Below are 18,642 nucleotides of genomic sequence, written 5' to 3' on the forward strand. Positions count from 1 at the left end.
CGGAACGCGTCGTCCGGCCGGGTGGCTCTTGGTGATCAGAAACGCTCGCTCGTACATACCTGTACTGAGTGGCCGTCAGCTTTCACCGATCCTGAGGACGAATTGATGCGTGTACGCAAGCTCACCTTCGCTGCCCTGGCCGTCGCCGCAGGTCTTTCGCTCACGGCCTGTCAGAACGGCGAGGACGATCTGGGGCAGGGTGCCCCGCCGTCCGCGTCCGGTGCGGCTTCCGCGAGCGGTGGTTCGGGTTCGGGCGGTGCGGAGCAGGGCTCCGACGGGAAGGGCTCCGGTGGGCAGGGTGCGGCTGCCGGGAGCGGGTCCGATGTGAACGGCAGGGTCGGCAAGTGCCGTACCGACGAGCTGGAGATCACGGCGTCGGACAGCACCGTCGGTGGTGACACCGAGGGGACGGTGGCGGTGGAGCTGAAGAACGGCGGGGGCCGGGACTGTCTGCTCTCGGGGTACGCGGGTGTCGATCTGAAGACGAGCGCGGGGTCGTTGTCGGCGGTGCGTACGGGTGAGAAGTCGACGCCGATGACGTTGAAGGACGGGAAGTCGGTGTACTTCGGTATCAGCTACCCGGTCAACGATTCGGGTGGTTCCGGTGTCCGTGTCACGGGGCTGGTGGTGACTCCGCCGGACGAGACGAAGTCGGTCACCCTCGACTGGCCGGGCGCCGCGTCGCTGCCCGTCACGGACGGTTCCGGTTCCCAGGTGAAGGTCGGCCCGATGGGCAGCGCCGGCCAGGGCGAGGGCTGACCCGGACACACCGGCTCCGTCCGCGCTCTACGGTATGAGCGGCCGAGCCGGCGCCACCGTGCTCCGGCCGTGCGCGGGGCGGCGGAAGACGAACGCCGCCGCCACACCCGCCGCCAGCCCGAAGAGGTGCCCCTGCCAGCTGACCGAGGTGTTGGCGGGGGAGATCCCCACCAGGATCGATGAGCCCCATATCGCGCCGATCAGCAGTCCGGCGCCGACGTCGAGCATTCGGCGGTCCACGAAGCCCCGGACGAGCAGATAGCCGAAGAGGCCGAAGACCAGCCCCGACGCGCCCGCCGTGTTGGAGCCGCTCGGCGAGACCAGCCAGACGCCGAGCCCGTCGACCACGATGATCATCGCGGCCACGGCGGCGAATCTGCGGATTCCGCTGAGCGCGGCGAGGAAGCCGAAGACCAGCAGCGGCACGCTGTTGGAGGCGACGTGGCCGAAGCCGAAGTGGATGAAGGACGCGGGCACGACGTCCAGCAGCTCGGCGGCCCGGCGGGGCTCTATCCCGAAGCCGTCCAGCGAGTGACCGGTCGAGGCGTCGACGATTTCGAGCAGCCAGAGGAAGGCCACCCAGCCCAGCATCAGCTCGGCCGCGGTCCTCGCGCGCCCGCCCGCACCCCACGCCGGTGCGGATCGGTCCGGCATCAAGGCCATCGTGCCCCCCTGGTGTCCCCTGGTATCCCCTGACGTTCCCGGTCGCCCCTGCTCCCGACCCTGGAACGACCGGGGCACCTTACTCGGTTCCGGTTTCGTACTGCCGGATAGGCTCGGGTATGTGGATTCCGGGACTTCAGTAAGTCAGCACCAGCGACAGCCTTGGATTGTCGGGGTTTCAGGCGCTTCGGGCACCCCTTTCGCCGCCGCCGTACTGCGCGGTCTGCTGGCCGCCGGGGAGAGCGTCGATCTGGTGGTGAGCCGGGCCTCGCGGCTGACCCTGCTGGACGAGACCGGGATCGCGTTCCGCGACGCGCACTGGCAGGAGGACCTGCGCGGCTGGCTGGCGCGCGGGGCGGACGGGAAGCCGCACACCTTCGATGTGGACGTCGAGGACGTACGGCACTGGGCGGCCGGTGATCTCGCGGCGGGACCGTCCTCGGGTTCGTACCCGGCGAAGGGGATGCTGATCGTCCCGGCCTCGACGGCCTGTGTGGCCGGAGTGGCGCTCGGGCTCTCGAAGGATCTGCTCCAGCGGGCCGCGAGCGTGACGCTCAAGGAGCGGCGGAAGCTGGTCGTCGCGGTGCGGGAGACTCCGCTGAACGGTCAGACGCTGAAGCATCTGGTGAGCCTGGACGAGGCGGGCGCCGTGGTGCTGCCCGCCTCTCCGGCGTTCTACGCGGGGGCGACGCACATCCAGGATCTGGTGGACTTCGTCGCCGGGCGGGTACTGGACGCGGCGGGGGTGCCGCACGACCTGTACCGCCGGTGGGAGGGAGAGCTCGGTGGCGGCTCCCGCGACTCCCGTGGCTGAGCCTCTGGTCAGCGCTTCTTCATGGCGCGCGGCTTACGGGTCCGGTCGACCCGGTGCGCGGCGGCGGGCTGGTGGGCACGCGAGCGGTTGGCCAGGTCCTGCAGCTCGCGCATTCGGGCGTAGGCCATCTCGATCGTGTACACGGTGTTTTCACTCCTGAAGATTCGAAAGCATTTTTTGGATGTTCTGAAAGATTTGCAGGCGGTGAAGCCTGCATGCCTTAGATTCTACACATAGACTCGCGATACTGCTGAACAATGGAAGGTTTCAGTCACATGGACGCGGTGGACAGGCAGCTCATCCAGGCCCTCAGAGAGAACGGCAGGGCCTCGTACGCCGAGCTGGGACGGCTCGTCGGGCTCTCCGGGCCCAGCGTCACCGACCGCATCAACCGGCTGGAAACCGCCGGTGTCATCACCGGCTACCGCGCCACCGTCGACGCCGCCTCCCTCGGGCTCGGGGTCACGGCCCTGATCGGCATCTCGCTCTCCGACGCGGCCGACCACGAGGACGTGGCGCGTCGGCTGAAGGACCTCGCGGAGATCGAGGACGCCTGGTTCATCGCGGGCGACGACTCGTACATGCTCAAGGTGCGCGTCGGTGACGTGGACGGTCTGGAGAAGACCATCCGCCGGCTCAGCGGCACGCGGGGCGTCTCGCGCACCCGGACCACGATCGTGCTCTCCACCAAGTGGGAGAACCGGGTCGGGGAACTTCCCGAGGAGTCGTAGGCGTAACGTGGTGGAGCCCCCGGGGGACCGGGGGTTTCACCCGGTATCAACCGTCCGGGAAACGCACAGCACTTCGACAACTGGGAGGCAGCCGCATGGACGTCGGGCTCAAGCGCGAGCTGGAGGAGAAGGTCCGCGCAGGAGAGCGGCTGACCCGTGAGGACGGCATCGCCCTCTACGAGTCGGACGACCTGGCCTGGCTCGGCGGTCTCGCCCACGAGGTGCGGACGCAGCTGAACGGCGACGTCGTGCACTTCAACGTCAACCGGCACCTCAACATGACGAACGTGTGCACCGCGTCGTGTGCGTACTGCTCGTTCCAGCGCAAGCCGGGCGAGAAGGACGCGTACACCATGCGCATCGAGGAGGCCGTCCGCCTCGCGAAGGCGATGGAGGGCGAGAACCTCACCGAGCTGCACATCGTCAACGGGCTGCACCCCACCCTGCCGTGGCGTTACTACCCGCGCTCGCTGAGCGCGCTGAAGGAAGCCCTGCCGCAGGTCTCCCTCAAGGCGTTCACCGCCACCGAGATCCACCACTTCGAGACCATCTCCGGGCTCTCCGCCTCCGAGATCCTCGACGAGCTGATCGAGGCCGGCCTGGAGTCGCTGACCGGCGGCGGCGCGGAGATCTTCGACTGGGAGGTCCGTCAGCACATCGTGGACCACGCCACCCACTGGGAGGACTGGTCGCGGATCCACCGCCTGGCGCACGAGAAGGGGCTCAAGACCCCGGCGACCATGCTGTACGGGCACATCGAGGAGCCCCGGCACCGCGTCGACCACGTGCTGCGGCTGCGTGAGCTCCAGGACGAGACCGGCGGCTTCCAGGTCTTCATCCCGCTGCGCTACCAGCACGACTTCGTGGACATGAAGGACGGCAAGGTCCGCAACAAGCTCCAGGCGCGCACGACGATGGCGACCGGCGCCGAGGCGCTGAAGACCTTCGCGGTCTCCCGGCTGCTCTTCGACAACGTCCCGCACGTCAAGGTCTTCTGGGTGATGCACGGGGTGCAGACCGCCCAGCTGGCGCTGCAGCACGGTGCGGACGACATGGACGGATCGGTCGTCGAGTACAAGATCACGCACGACGCGGACAACTACGGCACGCCGAACAAGCTCGGCCGCGAGGACCTGCTGGACCTGATCCGCGACGCGGGCTTCCGTCCCGTCGAGCGCAACACCCGGTACGAGATCATCCGCGAGTACCCGGGCCCGGACGCCGGGCGGCGCGAGTCGCCGCAGCCGATGCGCGTCTGACTCGCGAACCTCCGGAAGTACGGGAGCCCCGGCCGCCGGCCGGGGCTTTCTCGCGTTCTGGACATGGTTTGAGGCGGCGGTTCGGTAATGGTTAGTCTGCGCTTATGGCGCTTACATTCGAGTTGGATCCCGAGGTCGACGGCACGCTGCGGGACGGCATCACCGAGCTGTGGACCGATGTCTCCGAAGCGGGCGGCGCGGTCGGCTTCGTACCGCCCGTCACGGCCGACGACATCCGGCCCGAACTGGCCAAGCATCTGGGTGCCATGGCCGAGGGTCACACCCGCCTGCTGATCGGCCGCGACGAGGACGGCGCCGTCGCCGCCACGGTCTTCCTCGCCCTCAACACCCACCGGCTGATGCGCCACTGGCTCTGGCTCTACACGGTGATGGTCCACCCCCGTCACCAGGGCAAGGGCTACGGGCGCGATCTGATGGACGCCGCGGAGCGGGCGGCCCGCGGGATTGACGGGATCGAGGCCGTCCGGCTCACCTGCCGCGGCGGCACCGGCGTCGACCGGTTCTACGCCTCCTGCGGATACAAGGAGGTCGGACGGGTGCCGGACGCGATCCGGGTGGCCGACGGGGACGACCGCGACGACATCATCATGCTGCTGCCGCTCGGGTGCTGAGAGGCTGCGCACCCCTTTGGTGGAGCCCTGCGAACTGATCGATTCCGGGGCATGCTTCACTGGTCGGGCAGGATCGAAGGACCGTCATACGTTGAGAGAGAGGCCAACTGTGTCCGCTGCCAAGCCGAGCGCGACAATTCGGTACACCGCGATGCGCCTCAGTATCTTCGTCGGCTGCTTCGCCGTCGCCGCCGTAGCCGTGCACTTCGGCCTGCTGCCCTCCGGGACGAACGGCTCGAATCTCGTCTGGGTGATTCTGCTCGCCCTGGTCCTGTCCGCGCCGCTCAGCTACGTGCTGCTGCGCAAGCAGCGCGACGAGATGTCCGAGCAGATCGTGTCCACGGTCGACCGCGCCAAGGGGCGCCTTGAGGCGAACCGGACCCGCGAGGACCACGTCACCCCGTGATGAAGGTGGCGACGGCGTGAGGGCCGCGTAAGGACTACGTAAGCTTCCTCACACCCGTACTTTTTCACTCGAAACCCCAGCGCCGGAGCGCCTGCTCCTGTACTGGGGTTTTGTCGTTCCCGCAGAGGTCCGGGGCGCGCTGGCGGCGGTGGCGGCGGGCGGTCGGGGTCAAAGAAGAGCTTTGAGGTTCTCAAAGTTCAAGTGTTAACGTGTTCGACATGAAGACAGCAGTGCGCCATCGATTCGCCGCGAGCGTCCCGCTCGTGGAGCGCCTGCATGTCGATCTCTGCCGCTGTATGTCCGCGGTCTGTTGCCGCAACGTCTGAACCGGCACCATGCAGCGGCGCCGCCCCTGACGCGGGCGCCGCACCCCCCGTCCCCCGCACAGCCGTCCCCGTGCGCCCCGATGCGTCACATCTGGAGTGTGTCCGTGTCCGCGAACCCCGCGTCCACCGCTGCCGGCAGTCCGTCCGGCTCCGGTTTCCGTATACCCAAGGTCCCGTTCTGGGCCCAGATAGTCGCCGGCCTCGTCCTCGGTGTCGTACTCGGCTGGCTCACGCGTACGTACGACATCGGCTGGCTCTACACCACGCTCGACAAGGTCGGCCACATCTTCGTCCAGCTGCTGAAGCTGGCCGTCGCGCCCCTCGTCTTCTTCGCGATCCTGGTGTCGATCACCAACCTGCGCAAGGTCAACAACGCCGCCCGGCTGGCCACCCGCACCCTGCTCTGGTTCATGATCACCTCGCTGATCTCGGTCGCCATCGGCCTCGCGATCGGCCTGATCACCAACCCGGGCTCGGGCACCGGCCTCACGCCGAAGGACGGCAAGCTGCCGGAGCACGCGGGCTCCTGGCTCGACTTCCTGACCGGCATCATCCCGGACAACGTGATCACCCCGTTCACCGAGCTGAACGTGCTCCAGATCGTCTTCATGGCCGCCGTCGCCGGCATCGCCGCGCTCCAGCTCGGCGAGAAGGCCCAGCCGATCCTCACCCTCAGCGAGTCCGTCCTGGAGCTCCTCCAGAAGGCCCTGTGGTGGGTCATCCGCCTCGCCCCCATCGGCACCGTCGGCCTCATCGGCTACGCGATCGCCGACTACGGCTGGGACCTGATCGGCAAGTACGCGACGTTCACCGCCGACGTCTACATCGGCTGCGCCCTGGTGCTGTTCGGCGTGTACCCGCTGCTGCTCGCCACCGTCGCCAAGCTCAGCCCGGTGCAGTTCTTCAAGGGCGCCTGGCCGGCGATCCAGCTGGCCTTCGTCTCCCGCTCCTCGGTCGGCACCATGCCGGTCACCCAGAAGGTCACCGAGCGCCTCGGCGTCCCGAAGGAGTACGCCTCCTTCTCCGTCCCGTTCGGCGCCACCACCAAGATGGACGGCTGCGCCGCGATCTACCCGGCGCTGGCGGCGATCTTCATCGCGCAGATCTTCGACGTCCAGCTGGGTGTCGGTGACTACGTCCTGATCGCGTTCGTCTCGGTGATCGGTTCGGCGGCCACCGCCGGTCTCACCGGCGCGACGGTCATGCTGACCCTCACCCTGTCGACGCTGGGCCTCCCGCTGGAGGGCGTCGGCCTGCTCATGGCCATCGACCCGATCCTGGACATGATGCGCACGGCCACCAACGTGGCGGGCCAGGCGCTGGTCCCGGTGATCGTCGCGGCCCGCGAGAAGATCCTCGACCACGACGCGTACAACTCGGCCACGTCCTCCCCGGTCGACGGCGACGAGGTGCGCGCGAGCGAGCCGCAGAAGGTGGCGGTCGCCGCGTAACCGCGCACGAGCACGGCACACAGGAGCGCCCCCGGTCCGCCTCGCGGCAGGACCGGGGGCGTTCTCGCGCCGTACCCTTACCGGGGAGTGGCACACGGGGGTGGGAGGAAGTCGACGTGGGTGCTGTGAAGAGCAAACGGATGCCGCGGGCCGTGCGCGAGCAGCAGATGATGGACGCCGCCGTGCAGACCTTCGGGCAGCGCGGTTACCGGGCCGCCTCGATGGACGAGATCGCCGAGCTGGCGGGGGTGTCCAAGCCGCTGGTCTACCTGTATCTCAACTCCAAGGAAGAGCTCTTCACCGCCTGCATCAGGCGGGAGGCGAAAGCGCTGGTCGAGGCGGTGCGGGCGGGGGCGGAGCCGGGGCTGCCGGCCGACCGGCAACTGTGGTCCGGGCTGCGGGCGTTCTTCACGCACACGGCGGAGCACCCGGACGGCTGGGCGGTGCTGCACCGCCAGGCGCGTACGCACGGGGAGCCGTTCGCCGGCGAGGTGACGGCGATGCGGGACGAGATCGTTGCTTTCGTGACGGAGCTGATCGGCGCCGCGGCGCGCGAGGCGCACCACGACCCGGCGCTCCCCGACCGCGATGTGTCGGGGCTCGCGCAGGCGCTGGTGGGGGCCGCGGAGTCGCTCGCCGGATGGGCGAACGAGACCCCGGGCGTCTCGGCGAAGGAGGCCGCGGCCACCCTGATGAACTTCTCCTGGGCGGGGCTGGAGAACCTTATGAACGGCCGTCCCTGGCAGCCGCCGGGCCCGGCGCGTGGCGGATCCGGCCGGTGAGGTGGAGGCGGCCGGCCGAGCGCAGCTGGAAGCCGGTGGCGTCCGCCGCGTAGGTGACGGTGGCGGGCAGCAGGACGGGGGCCCTGAAGTCGGCCCGTACGCCGTGGACTCCGTGGGGCTCCGGCGTCTCGGCCAGGCAGCGGGCCACGGTCCACATGCCGTGGGCGATGGCCCGGGGGAAGCCGAAGAGCCGGGCGGTGAGCGGATACAGGTGGATGGGGTTCCGGTCGCCCGAGGCGGCGCCGTAGCGCCGCCCCAGATCGCCGGGCAGCCGCCACTCGGCGAGGGCGGGCAGTTCCGGTACCGGGGTGGTGTGCGTCGGGGCAGGGCCGGTGTCCGCCGGGGCGGGGCCGGTGCGCGTCGTCGGAACGGGGCCGGTGTGCGTTTCGTGCCGGGACAGATAGCCGCTGCGGGACTCCCAGACCGGCTCACCCGCCAGCCGCGCCTCGGTGACCATCGTGACCTCGGTGCCGCGCCGGTGCGGTGCCAGGCTCTCGGCGTACACCGTGAGTTCGGGCCGGTCCGCGGGGTGCAGCGTCCGGTGCCGGGTGATCTCGATCCAGGTGTGGACGAGGCCGACGACCGGCAGCGGGAACCTCCGGGCGGTCATCAGCCGCATGGCGAGCGGAAACCCCAGCACATGCGGATAGGTGAGCGGCAGGGTGTCCGGCTCGGTGAAGCCGCAGATCCGGCGGTACGAGGCGAGCGGCCCGGCCGCGATCGGCGCGGCCGGCAGCACGGCCCGGTCGGCGGGCAGGGTGGCGCCGGGGCGGCCGGCCCGCTTGAACGGGGAGGTGACGGCGCCCCGCACGAGTGCCGCGTTCAGGCTCGGCACGGTCACGCCCCCAGCAGGCTCTGGCCGCAGACCCGTACGACCTGGCCGTTGACGGCGGTCGAGGCGGGCTGGGCGAACCAGGCGGTCGTCTCGGCGACGTCGACCGGGAGGCCGCCCTGGGCGAGGGAGTTCATCCGGCGGCCCGCCTCCCGGATGAGGAGGGGGACGGCCGCGGTCATCTTCGTCTCGATGAAGCCGGGGGCCACCGCGTTGACCGTGACGTCGTGGTCGGCGGCGGCGCGCGGGGCCAGTGCGCGGACCAGCCCGATGATGCCCGCCTTGCTGGCCGCGTAGTTCGTCTGGCCGTTGTTGCCCGCGATGCCGGCGATGGACGCGGTGGCGACGATCCGGCCGCCGCGGTTGACGGTGCCCGCCTTCAGCAGGGCGTCGGTGGTGCGCAGCACGCTGTCGAGGTTCACGTCGACGACCGAGGCCCAGCGTTCGGCCGGCATGTTGGCGAGGCGGCGGTCGCGGGTGATGCCCGCGTTGTGGACGAGGACGTCGAGGCCGCCGGGGGCCGCGGCGGCGATCCGCTCCGCGGCGTCGTCGGCGGTGATGTCCAGCGGCAGCGCGGTGGCGCCGAGCGCGTCGGCGGTCCGGGTCAGCTCGTCCCCGGTCCGCGGGACGTCCAGGCAGATCACCCGGGCGCCGTCGCGGGCCAGCACCGAGGCGACCGAGGCGCCGATGCCGCGCGCCGCGCCGGTGACCAGGGCGGTGCGCCCGGCGAGCGGGGCCGTCCAGTCGGCGACCGGGCCGGGGGCGGCGGCGGTCAGCTCGATCACCTGGCCGCTGATGTACGCGGAGCGGGGCGAGAGCAGGAAACGCAGGGTGGATTCGGCCGCGCCGACGGCTTCCAGGGAGACGCGGAGCAGTTGTACGGTGGCGCCCCTGCCGATCTCCTTGCCCAGCGAGCGTACGAACCCCTCCAGCGCCTGCTGGGCGGCGGCCTGATGGTGGTCGTCGGCCGACGGCCGCACCCCCAGCACCACGACGCGCCCGCCCGGGGCGAGGGAACGGACCACCGGGTGCAGCGCCGCGTGGACCCCGGACAGCTTGCCGGGGGTGTCGACGGCCGTCGCGTCCAGCACGATCCCGGCGGGGCGTTCGGTGCTCGCGGTGACTTCGAGGCCGGTGGCGGCGAGGAGCGCGCCGAGTTCTCCGGTGGCCGCGGAGTCCCCGGCGGTGAGGTGCAGCAGCGGGCCGTCCAGCGTCGGGGTCCTCGGTGACCAGCGGCGCAGCGGGGCGGGCTGCGGGAGTCCGAGCCTCCGGGTGAGAAATCGGCCGGGTGCTGTGCCGGTGAAGTGCAGATAGCGGTCGGCCATTGTCCAGACTCCCTGCTCGGTCGTAGATTTACTCTGGAGTAAGGTTACTCAAGAGTCAGGAGCTGGTCGAGATGATCCCCCTCGAACTCCCGCAGCCCCGCAGGGTCGCGGTCATCGGCGGCAGCCGCGTTCCGTTCGCGCGCTCCGACGGCCCGTACGCGCACTCCTCCAACCAGCAGCTGCTCACGGCCGCGCTGGACGGCCTGGTCGAGCGGTTCGGGCTCCGGGGGGAGCTGGTCGGCGAGTTCGTCGCGGGCGCCGTGCTCAAGCACAGCCGCGACTTCAACCTGGCCCGGGAGACCGTGCTCGGCTCGGCGCTCGACCCGCGCACCCCCGCGTACGACATCCAGCAGGCGTGCGGCACCGGCCTCCAGGCGGTCGTCGCCGCCGCGAACAAGATCATGCTCGGGGCGGTCGACTCGGCGATCGCGGGCGGCACCGACACCACCAGCGACGCGCCCCTCGGCGTCAACGACGAGCTGCGCGGGCTGCTGCTCGACGCCCGGCGGGCGAAGTCGGCGGGGGCCAGGATCAAGGCGCTCGCGGGTGTACGCCCCCGGCACCTCGTCCCGGACATGCCGCGCAACGCGGAACCCCGCACCGGCCTCTCGATGGGCGAGCACGCGGCGGTCACCGCCCGCCGGTGGGGCATCACCCGCGAGGACCAGGACCTCCTCGCCGCCACCAGCCACCAGCGGCTCGCGGCCGCGTACGAGCGCGGCTTCCTGGACGACCTCGTGGTCCCGTTCCAGGGTCTGACCCGTGACCAGAACCTCCGCCCCGGCTCCACGGCGGCGAAACTCGCCACGCTGAAGCCGGTGTTCGGCACCGACCACCCCGACGCGACGATGACCGCGGGCAACTCCACCCCGCTCACCGACGGCGCCGCGACCGTACTGCTGGCGAGCGAGGAGTGGGCCCGCGCGCACGGCCTGGAGCCGCTCGCCCACCTCTCCCTGTACGAGACGGCCGCCGTGGACCACGTGACCGGCGACGACGGGCTCCTGATGGCCCCGGCGTACGCCGTACCGCGCATGCTGGAGCGCGCCGGGCTCACCATCGAGGACTTCGACCTGTTCGAGATCCACCAGGCTTTCGCCTCCCAGGTGCTGGCCACCCTCGCGGCCTGGGAGAAGCAGGGCCTGGCCCCGGTCGACCGGGACCGGCTCAACGTCGCCGGATCCTCGCTCGCCACCGGCCATCCGTTCGCCGCGACCGGCGCCCGGATCGTCGCCACCCTCGCCAAGCTCCTGGCGGAGCGCGACGGACCGTCCCGGGGCCTGATCTCGATCTGCGCGGCGGGCGGCCAGGGCGTCACGGCCATCCTCGAACGCCCCTGACACCCTCCCGTTCCCCCGGACGTCCTCCCGCGCCCTGGCGTCCGCCACGCCTCTGACGCCTCATACGCACCGGCCGCCGGACGGACCCGGCGAGATCACCCGACCCCACGTTGAGGAGCCGCACGTGTCCACGCCACCCACCGCCCCCGCCGCCGTCCCCGTTCTTGTCGAGCCGACGAAAGTCAGGGCAGCCGACGGCTCGGTGCGACAGGTCTCCGTACCGCCGGCCGCGCCGCCCGTCCGCCGCGGCTCGCTCGCCGAGATCCCGTTCGACAACGCCCGCGAGGCCCCCGCCGACGCCGTGCTCAGCCGCAAGCAGCCGGACGGCGGCTGGCGGGACGTGAGCGCGGCGGACTTCGCCGACGAGGTGCTCGCCGTCGCCAAGGGGCTCATCGCGGAGGGCCTCGGCGCCGGCGACCGGATCGCGATCATGGCCCGTACCACCTACGAGTGGACCCTGCTCGACTTCGCGGCCTGGGCCGCCGGGCTCGTCACCGTCCCCATCTACCCCACCTCCTCCGCCTTCCAGACCCGCTGGATACTCCAGGACTCCGGCGCCGTCGCGTGCGCCGTCGAGACCGCGGACCAGGGCCGGCTGATCAGCCAGGAACGCAAGCAGCTCGGCGATCTCGCCCATCTGTGGCAGTTCGACACGGGGGCGCTCGGCCGGCTGAAGACCCTCGGCCGGGACGTTTCCGACGACACCGTCGCCGCCCGCCGCGCCACGCTGGAGCCGGAGACCCCCGCCACCCTCATCTACACCTCCGGCACCACCGGCCGCCCAAAGGGCTGTGTGCTCAGCCACGGCAACTTCTTCGCCGAGGTCGACAACGCGATCGAGCTGCTCCACCCGGTCTTCAAGTCGGTCAGCGAGGATCCCGCCTCAACCCTGCTCTTCCTCCCGCTCTCCCATGTCTTCGGACGGATGGTCGCGATCGGCTGCCTGCGTGCCCGGGTCCGCCTCGGTCATGCCCCGTCCATACAGACCGAGGACCTGCTCGCCGACCTGGCGGGGTTCAAGCCGACGTTCCTGCTGGCCATCCCGTACGTGCTGGAGAAGGTCTACAACACCGGCCGCGCCACCGCCGAGAAGATGGGCCGCGCCTCGTCCTTCGACCGCGCCGCGCGGATCGCCCAGCGGTACGGGGAGGCCGTCGAGGCCGCCGAGCACGGCACCGGCCCCGGCCCGGGGCTGGGCCTGCGGGCCGCCCGCGCGCTGTATGACCCGCTGGTCTACCGCCGGATCCGGGCCGCGCTCGGCGGCCATGTCCGGTACGCGATCTGCGGCGGCTCCCCGCTCGGCCACCGGCTCGCGGCGTTCTACGCGGGCGCGGGCATCGAGATCTTCGAGGGCTACGGCCTGACCGAGACCACCGCCGCCGCCACCGTCACCCCGCCGCTCAAGCCGCGCCTGGGCACCGTCGGCTGGCCGCTGCCCGGCACCGCCGTGCGGATCGCGGACGACGGCGAGGTGCTGCTCGGCGGCGGTCAGGTGTGCCAGGGCTACTGGGACGCCGAACAGGGCCGGCCGGTGCCCGTGCAGGAGGGCGGCTGGTTCGCCACCGGGGACCTGGGCGCGCTCGACGAGGACGGCTACCTCACGATCACCGGCCGCAAGAAGGACATCATCATCACCTCCGGCGGCAAGAACGTCACCCCGGCACCCCTGGAGGACTGGCTGCGCGCCCACCCCCTGGTCAGCCAGTGCATGGTGGTCGGCGACAACCGCTCCTTCATCACCGCCCTGATCACCCTGGAGCCCGACGGGCTCGCCCACTGGCGGCAGATGAAGAAGAAGCAGAACGTGCCGATGCGGGAACTCGTCGACGACGAGGAGCTGCGCACCGCGCTGCAACGCGCCGTCGACGAGGCCAACCGGCTGGTCTCCCGCGCGGAGTCGATCCGTAAATTCGCCGTCCTGCCCGTGGACTTCACCGAGGAGAGCGGCCATCTGACGCCCTCGCTGAAGCTGAAGCGGGCCGCGATCGCCCAGGACTTCGAGGCGGAGATCGAGGCGCTGTACCGGAAGTGAGCGATGCCGGAACCGCTCGCGGTGCTTATGGAGCACCTGGAAAACTATGTGGAGCGCCTGCTCGAACAGTTCGACCGGTAGGCCTGTCGTCGGCGTTCCCCGGAAGGGTGGAACGTTACTGCTGAAGCGGTGCGGCGAAACGCCGGACGGCGCTCTTCCGTGCTGTCGCGCCGGCGATCCCGTAGAACGTCAACACGGCGTGTACGCAGGGCATTCGGCGCTTTCCCGAGTTGTTGTTTCGGATGATCCGAATGGAAGCAACCGCCGGATTCCGTGCGCCTCCAACAAGCCCCCGGCGCACACCCGAGAAGCCTCGTACACAAGGTAAAAAGCGGCGCGTCCCTGGGTAAAGACACGGTCATGGCTGTATAGATATACGCGTCTTCGCAAGAGGACAGCTTTTTGTGTCCTGTGCGGGCGGCTGGAATGCCGCTGCCTCATTTTGGTGGGCGAGTCCGCGCGCGGTGTTCCCGCACCCGCGCCATCAGAGACTCGGGGGCCGGTATCGACTGAGCCCGCAGCAACCGGGACGACATCGCTCGACACCCGTTCATCCATTGGTCAAGGAGAGACGCTGTGAGTTACGGAACTGCGCTGAGGGACGAAGTCCGGTCCCCGGGAACTACTCCGCTCATCGGTATTTACGACATGTACTCGGCTTCCGTAGTGGCCCGGCACTACGACGGGTTCTTCGTGTCCGGCTTCGGCTTCGCCGCCTCGCACTACGGGCTCCCCGACATCGGCTTCATCGCCTGGCCGGACATGGTGGCCTTCGTGGAGCGGCTGCGGCTGGCCTTCCCCACCCACCACCTGCTGGTGGACATCGACGACGGCTATGTCGACCCCGAGGTGGCCTGCCACGTGGTGCAGCGGCTGGAGCGGATCGGCGCCTCCGGCGTGATCCTGGAGGACCAGAAGCGCCCGCGCAGGTGCGGCCACGCGGACGGCAAGCAGGTGCTGCCGCTGGAGGAGTACCTGGAGAAGCTCAACCTCGTACTGGAGAGCAGGCGGGACCTGGTGGTCGTGGCCCGCACGGACGCCACGGAGGAGTCGGACATCCTGCGCCGCGCGGAGGCGCTGGCCGCGACGGACGCCGATGTCGTCCTGGTCGACGGGGTGCGCAGCGTCGAGTGGATCAAGCGGATCCGGGAAGTGGTCGGCGACAAGCCGCTGCTCTTCAACCAGATCGCGGGCGGCAAGTCGCCCAGGCTCTCGCTCTCCGAACTCACCGACCTGGACTGCCAGGTGGCCATCTACAGCACGCCCTGTCTCTTCGCCGCGCACGCGGCCATCGACAGCGCGCTGACGGACCTCAAGCGGTCCGACGGCCGGCTCCCCGAGTTCGTGCCCTCCGAGGGGATCGGGGTGCAGCGCTCGACGGAACTGCTGGAGAGGAACATCAGCAGGCACCACCCCGCCCGTGAGTCCGTGACCGTCTGATCCGGACGTCGCGCCGGGTGCGGTCGGCCCGGCCGGTCACCGGACCGTCCGAATGCCGGGCCCCGATGGTGCGTCACCGCGCACCACGGGGCCTCGGCGCCCTGTGCACCACAGGCAAGAAGCAAGCAGCAAGAAGGAAGAGCGGGAACATGGGATTCACCTCGTCGAAGGCGCGCGCGGTCCTGGTGGTCGCCCTCGGGGCGCTCTGCCAGGGCCAGTTGGCCGCCGGAGCGGCCTGGGCCGACGCCCCCGACGGCGGCATGGAGACGCACCACGGTCCGTCCCTGGTCACCATCGACAACTCCAACGCCGACTCCTGGCTGGAGGTGGACCGCACCCTCAACGTGCTGGGCCCCTTCAGCAAGGGCACGGCGGGCAGCGACCACGACGGCGGCGGGGGCGCCATCGACCAGAACGTGTCGGCCTCGCAGGGCGTGGGCGTCCAGGCCGCGCCCGACGAGAGCGAGGGCGAGGACGAGGAGGAAGAGGGCGGGGCGGCGCCGAGGAGTGCGCCGGCCCCCGAGAGCGCGGCGACCGGCGGGGACGACGACGAGGGCGACGCCGACAACGAGGCCGGTGGAACGGCAGGCGACACGGTCGGCGCCCCGTCGGGCACTGCTCCGCAGGCCGCACCCGCTCCGTCCCGGCCCTGACGCCCGTTCCGGCGGCCGCTCCCCGGCCCTCGGAGGCCTCATCGCTGCCCCCGCCCCTTGCCTGATGAAGCGTCAGGCATCACGATGGCCCCCGCGCCCGTCAAGTGACGGTGTGTCAGATTCCCTCGGGGAGGAGGCCGCACGGTGCCGATATCGACCACCGGGCCGCTGTTGTACGGGATGCAGCTGCCGATCCAGTCGCAGAGCACCATCTACGCCGAGGGGTGGGAGGCGGCGGCCGGTCCGGCCGACCTCGCCGAGATCGCCCGGACCGCCGACCGCACCGGCTTCGCCTATCTGGCGAGCTGCGACCACGTCGCGGTCCCGCGGCGGCTCGCCGGGGTCATGGGCACCGTCTGGTACGACCCGGTCGCCACCCTCGCCCACCTCGCCGGGATCACCGAGCGGGTCCTGCTGATGAGTCATGTCGCCGTCGTCGGCCTGCGGCACCCCCTGATCACCGCCAAGCAGTACGCCACCCTCGACCACCTCAGCGGCGGCCGGCTGATCCTCGGCGTCGGCGCCGGGCACGTGGCGGAGGAGTTCGAGGCGCTCGGGGCGGACTTCGACGGTCGGGGCGGGGTGCTCGACGAGACCATCGACGCGCTGAAGGCGGCTCTCGGCCCGCAGGAGTACCCGGAGTTCACGGGGGAGCGGTTCTCCTTCGGCGGCCTCGGGCAGCTGCCGCGCCCGGCCCAGGAGCGGGTGCCGGTCTGGGTGGGCGGCTCCTCGCCGGCGGCGGTGCGCCGGGCGGCCGTACGGGGCGACGGCTGGCTGCCGCAGGGCGATCCGCGGGAGAAGCTGCCCGCGCAGATCGCCCGGCTGAAGGAGCTGCGGGAGGCGGCCGGGGTGGAGGAGCCCATCGTCATCGGTGCGATCACCGAGCCGCTGTACGTCGGCGAGCCGGACTGGTCCGTCGGGCGGCGCACCCTGACCGGAAAGCCGGAGGCCCTCGCCGAGTCGCTGCGCGCGTACGGGGCCATGGGCGTCCACCAGATCCAGGTGCGGTTCCGCAGCCGGAGCCGCAGCGAACTGACCGACCAGATGGCGGCGTTCGCCGCCGAGGTCGCACCCCATCTCGACAGGTAGGAGTCAGGCCATGGGCAAGCTGGACGGGCGGACCGTACTCATCAGCGGTGCGGCGCGCGGGCAGGGCGAGCAGGAGGCGCGGCTGTTCGCCGCGGAGGGTGCGCGGGTGGTGATCGCCGATGTGCTCGACGAGCAGGGCGAGGCGCTGGCCGAGGAGCTGCGGGGCGAGCTGGGGAAGGACGCCGCCCGCTTCGTCCACCTGGACGTGAGCCGGGAGGAGGACTGGCAGGGCGCGGTCGCCGCCGCGAAGGACGCCTTCGGCCGGATCGACGGGCTGGTCAACAACGCGGGGATCCTCCGGTTCAACGAGCTGGTGAGCACGCCGCTGGAGGAGTTCCAGCAGGTGGTGCAGGTCAATCAGGTGGGCGCGTTCCTCGGGATCAAGAACGTCGCGCCCGAGATCGGGGCCGCGGGCGGCGGGACCATCGTCAACACCGCCTCGTACACCGGACTCACGGGCATGGCGTTCGTGGGCGCCTACGCCGCCACCAAGCACGCGGTGCTCGGCCTGACCCGGGTGGCCGCGATGGAGCTGGCCGGGAAGGGGATACGGGTCAACGCCGTCTGCCCCGGGGCCGTGGACACCGCGATGACCAATCCGGCGGCGCTGGACCCGGCCGCGGACCCGGAGGAGTCCAAGGCGGCGGTGGCCGAGCTGTACCGGAAGCTGGTGCCGTTGGGGCGGATCGGGCGGCCGGAGGAGGTGGCGGCGCTGGCGCTCTTCCTGACCTCGGAGGACTCCTCGTACATCACCGGACAGCCGTTCGTCATCGACGGGGGATGGCTGGCGGGCGTCAGCCTGTTCTGACCGTAGCTGACGATGCGTCAGCTATTGACGGGTAACGGTGCCGGTGGAACAGTCGGACGCATCAAGATCTGACGGAGTGTCAGAAACGATTGAGGACGGTGAACCCCCTTGGAATTCGGGCTCTTTGTACAGGGGTATGTGCCCGCCGCACGGGCCAAGGTCGACCCCGAGGCAGAGCACAAGGCGCTGATCGAGGAGACCGAGTACGTCATCCAGGCGGACAAGTCCGGCTTCAAGTACGCCTGGGCCTCCGAGCACCACTTCCTGGAGGAGTACTCGCACATCTCGGCCAACGACGTGTACCTGGGATACCTGGCGCACGCCACCGACCGCATCCACCTCGGGTCGGGCATCTTCAACCCGCTGGCCCCGGTCAACCACCCGGTGAAGGTGGCCGAGAAGGTCGCCATGCTCGACCACCTGTCGGAGGGGCGCTTCGAGTTCGGCTCGGGGCGCGGGGCCGGCAGCCACGAGATCCTCGGGTTCATGCCGGGCATCACCGACATGAACCACACCAAGGAACTCTGGGAGGAGACCATCGCCGAGTTCCCCAAGATGTGGCTCCAGGACGAGTACGTCGGCTTCCAGGGCAAGCACTGGTCGCTGCCGCCGCGCAAGATCCTGCCCAAGCCGTACGGGAAGTCGCACCCGGCGATGTGGTACGCGGCCGGCTCGCCGTCCTCGTACGCGATGGCGGGCAGGAAGGGGCTCGGCGTGCTGGGCTTCAGCGTGCAGAAGGTCTCCGACATGGAGTGGGTCGTCGAGTCCTACAAGACGGCCGTCAAGGACGCCGAACCCGTCGGGGACTTCGTCAACGACAACGTCATGGTCACCTCCACGGCCATCTGCGCCGAGACGCACGCCAAGGCCGTCGAGATCGCGGTGGGCGGCGGGCTGAACTACCTCCAGTCGCTGCTCTTCCGCTACCACGACACCTTCCCCCGGCCGGACGGCATCCCGGAGTGGCCCGAGCTGCTCCCGGAGTACACCGAGGAGATCATCGAGCTGCTGATCGCCGAGGAGCTGATGATCTGCGGCGACCCGGACGAGGTGCTGGCGCAGTGCAAGCGGTGGGAGCAGGCGGGGGCGGACCAGCTGAGCTTCGGGCTGCCGATCGGGGTGAGCCGTCAGGACACGCTGAACTCGATCAAGCTGATCGGTGAGCACGTGATCCCGAAGATCGACACGGACCCGGTGCACCGGACCTCGCGGTTCCGCGACGCGGCGTAGTGGCTTCGGGGGCGCTGCCCCCGGACCCCCGCTCCTCGATCGCCGGAGGAGTTCGACCGGACCAGCGGCG

The 18,642-nt window shown here is 70.5% G+C and carries 19 protein-coding genes; 15 read left to right on the forward strand and 4 right to left on the reverse strand.

Annotation, left to right across the window (positions count from 1 at the left end):
* Nucleotides 1-105 precede the first annotated feature (105 nt).
* Complete coding sequence (locus tag EES42_RS37590; protein WP_124722702.1) at nt 106-759, forward strand: DUF4232 domain-containing protein; 654 nt, start codon at nt 106-108, stop codon at nt 757-759.
* Nucleotides 760-786: 27 nt separating this feature from the next.
* On the opposite strand, the gene EES42_RS37595 is transcribed toward EES42_RS37590, so the two are convergent.
* Nucleotides 787-1,413, reverse strand: a complete 627-nt coding sequence (locus EES42_RS37595; protein WP_124722703.1) for a rhomboid family intramembrane serine protease — start codon at nt 1,411-1,413, stop codon at nt 787-789.
* 130 nt (nt 1,414-1,543) lie between these two features.
* Here EES42_RS37595 and EES42_RS37600 point away from each other — a divergent pair, with 130 nt between their 5' ends.
* Nucleotides 1,544-2,236, forward strand: a complete 693-nt coding sequence (locus tag EES42_RS37600) for a UbiX family flavin prenyltransferase (protein ID WP_124722704.1) — start codon at nt 1,544-1,546, stop codon at nt 2,234-2,236.
* A gap of 8 nt (nt 2,237-2,244) precedes the next feature.
* On the opposite strand, the gene EES42_RS47440 is transcribed toward EES42_RS37600, so the two are convergent.
* Nucleotides 2,245-2,379: a hypothetical protein gene (locus tag EES42_RS47440; protein ID WP_256260259.1), complete on the reverse strand. Its 135-nt coding sequence runs from the start codon at nt 2,377-2,379 to the stop codon at nt 2,245-2,247.
* A 132-nt stretch (nt 2,380-2,511) separates the two neighbouring features.
* Between EES42_RS47440 and EES42_RS37605 the strand changes: the two genes are divergently transcribed.
* From EES42_RS37605 to EES42_RS37630, 6 genes are all read left to right on the forward strand, one after another.
* Nucleotides 2,512-2,967: an Lrp/AsnC family transcriptional regulator gene (locus tag EES42_RS37605; protein ID WP_093540069.1), complete on the forward strand. Its 456-nt coding sequence runs from the start codon at nt 2,512-2,514 to the stop codon at nt 2,965-2,967.
* A 95-nt stretch (nt 2,968-3,062) separates the two neighbouring features.
* On the forward strand, nt 3,063-4,226 hold the full coding sequence (gene mqnE, locus EES42_RS37610) for an aminofutalosine synthase MqnE (RefSeq protein ID WP_124722705.1): 1,164 nt from the start codon (nt 3,063-3,065) through the stop codon (nt 4,224-4,226).
* A 104-nt stretch (nt 4,227-4,330) separates the two neighbouring features.
* Nucleotides 4,331-4,858 (forward strand): GNAT family N-acetyltransferase, encoded by a 528-nt coding sequence (locus EES42_RS37615; RefSeq protein ID WP_124722706.1) that lies wholly within the window; start codon nt 4,331-4,333, stop codon nt 4,856-4,858.
* Between the two features lie 151 nt (nt 4,859-5,009).
* Nucleotides 5,010-5,264 (forward strand): DUF4229 domain-containing protein, encoded by a 255-nt coding sequence (locus tag EES42_RS37620; protein ID WP_124722707.1) that lies wholly within the window; start codon nt 5,010-5,012, stop codon nt 5,262-5,264.
* A gap of 430 nt (nt 5,265-5,694) precedes the next feature.
* Complete coding sequence (locus EES42_RS37625) at nt 5,695-7,041, forward strand: dicarboxylate/amino acid:cation symporter (protein ID WP_124722708.1); 1,347 nt, start codon at nt 5,695-5,697, stop codon at nt 7,039-7,041.
* Nucleotides 7,042-7,181: 140 nt separating this feature from the next.
* Nucleotides 7,182-7,823 (forward strand): TetR/AcrR family transcriptional regulator, encoded by a 642-nt coding sequence (locus EES42_RS37630; RefSeq protein ID WP_124723004.1) that lies wholly within the window; start codon nt 7,182-7,184, stop codon nt 7,821-7,823.
* Here EES42_RS37630 and EES42_RS37635 read toward each other — a convergent pair.
* On the reverse strand, nt 7,765-8,658 hold the full coding sequence (locus tag EES42_RS37635) for a MaoC/PaaZ C-terminal domain-containing protein (RefSeq protein ID WP_124723005.1): 894 nt from the start codon (nt 8,656-8,658) through the stop codon (nt 7,765-7,767). The genes EES42_RS37630 and EES42_RS37635 overlap by 59 nt on opposite strands.
* 2 nt (nt 8,659-8,660) lie before the next feature.
* Nucleotides 8,661-9,980, reverse strand: coding sequence for a 3-oxoacyl-ACP reductase (locus EES42_RS37640; RefSeq protein ID WP_124722709.1), 1,320 nt, complete (start codon nt 9,978-9,980; stop codon nt 8,661-8,663).
* Between the two features lie 71 nt (nt 9,981-10,051).
* Here EES42_RS37640 and EES42_RS37645 point away from each other — a divergent pair, with 71 nt between their 5' ends.
* The 7 genes from EES42_RS37645 (at nt 10,052) to EES42_RS37675 (ending at nt 18,572) form a co-directional block, all read left to right on the forward strand.
* Nucleotides 10,052-11,320, forward strand: coding sequence for an acetyl-CoA C-acetyltransferase (locus EES42_RS37645; protein ID WP_206433792.1), 1,269 nt, complete (start codon nt 10,052-10,054; stop codon nt 11,318-11,320).
* A 124-nt stretch (nt 11,321-11,444) separates the two neighbouring features.
* Nucleotides 11,445-13,352, forward strand: coding sequence for an AMP-dependent synthetase/ligase (locus EES42_RS37650; RefSeq protein WP_124722711.1), 1,908 nt, complete (start codon nt 11,445-11,447; stop codon nt 13,350-13,352).
* A 576-nt stretch (nt 13,353-13,928) separates the two neighbouring features.
* Nucleotides 13,929-14,792, forward strand: coding sequence for an isocitrate lyase/PEP mutase family protein (locus EES42_RS37655; protein WP_124722712.1), 864 nt, complete (start codon nt 13,929-13,931; stop codon nt 14,790-14,792).
* 149 nt (nt 14,793-14,941) lie between these two features.
* Nucleotides 14,942-15,445 (forward strand): hypothetical protein, encoded by a 504-nt coding sequence (locus tag EES42_RS46840; protein ID WP_241196851.1) that lies wholly within the window; start codon nt 14,942-14,944, stop codon nt 15,443-15,445.
* Nucleotides 15,446-15,589: 144 nt separating this feature from the next.
* Entirely contained in the window at nt 15,590-16,534 is a 945-nt protein-coding gene (locus tag EES42_RS37665) for an LLM class F420-dependent oxidoreductase (RefSeq protein ID WP_124722713.1), read from the forward strand.
* A gap of 10 nt (nt 16,535-16,544) precedes the next feature.
* The gene (locus EES42_RS37670) at nt 16,545-17,342 is read left to right on the forward strand and encodes an SDR family NAD(P)-dependent oxidoreductase (protein ID WP_124722714.1); all 798 of its coding nucleotides are present in this window, start codon (nt 16,545-16,547) and stop codon (nt 17,340-17,342) included.
* Nucleotides 17,343-17,450: 108 nt separating this feature from the next.
* Nucleotides 17,451-18,572: an LLM class flavin-dependent oxidoreductase gene (locus EES42_RS37675; protein WP_124722715.1), complete on the forward strand. Its 1,122-nt coding sequence runs from the start codon at nt 17,451-17,453 to the stop codon at nt 18,570-18,572.
* Nucleotides 18,573-18,642 lie beyond the last annotated feature (70 nt).

Source organism: Streptomyces sp. ADI95-17 (assembly GCF_003846175.1).
Classification (GTDB): domain Bacteria; phylum Actinomycetota; class Actinomycetes; order Streptomycetales; family Streptomycetaceae; genus Streptomyces; species Streptomyces sanglieri.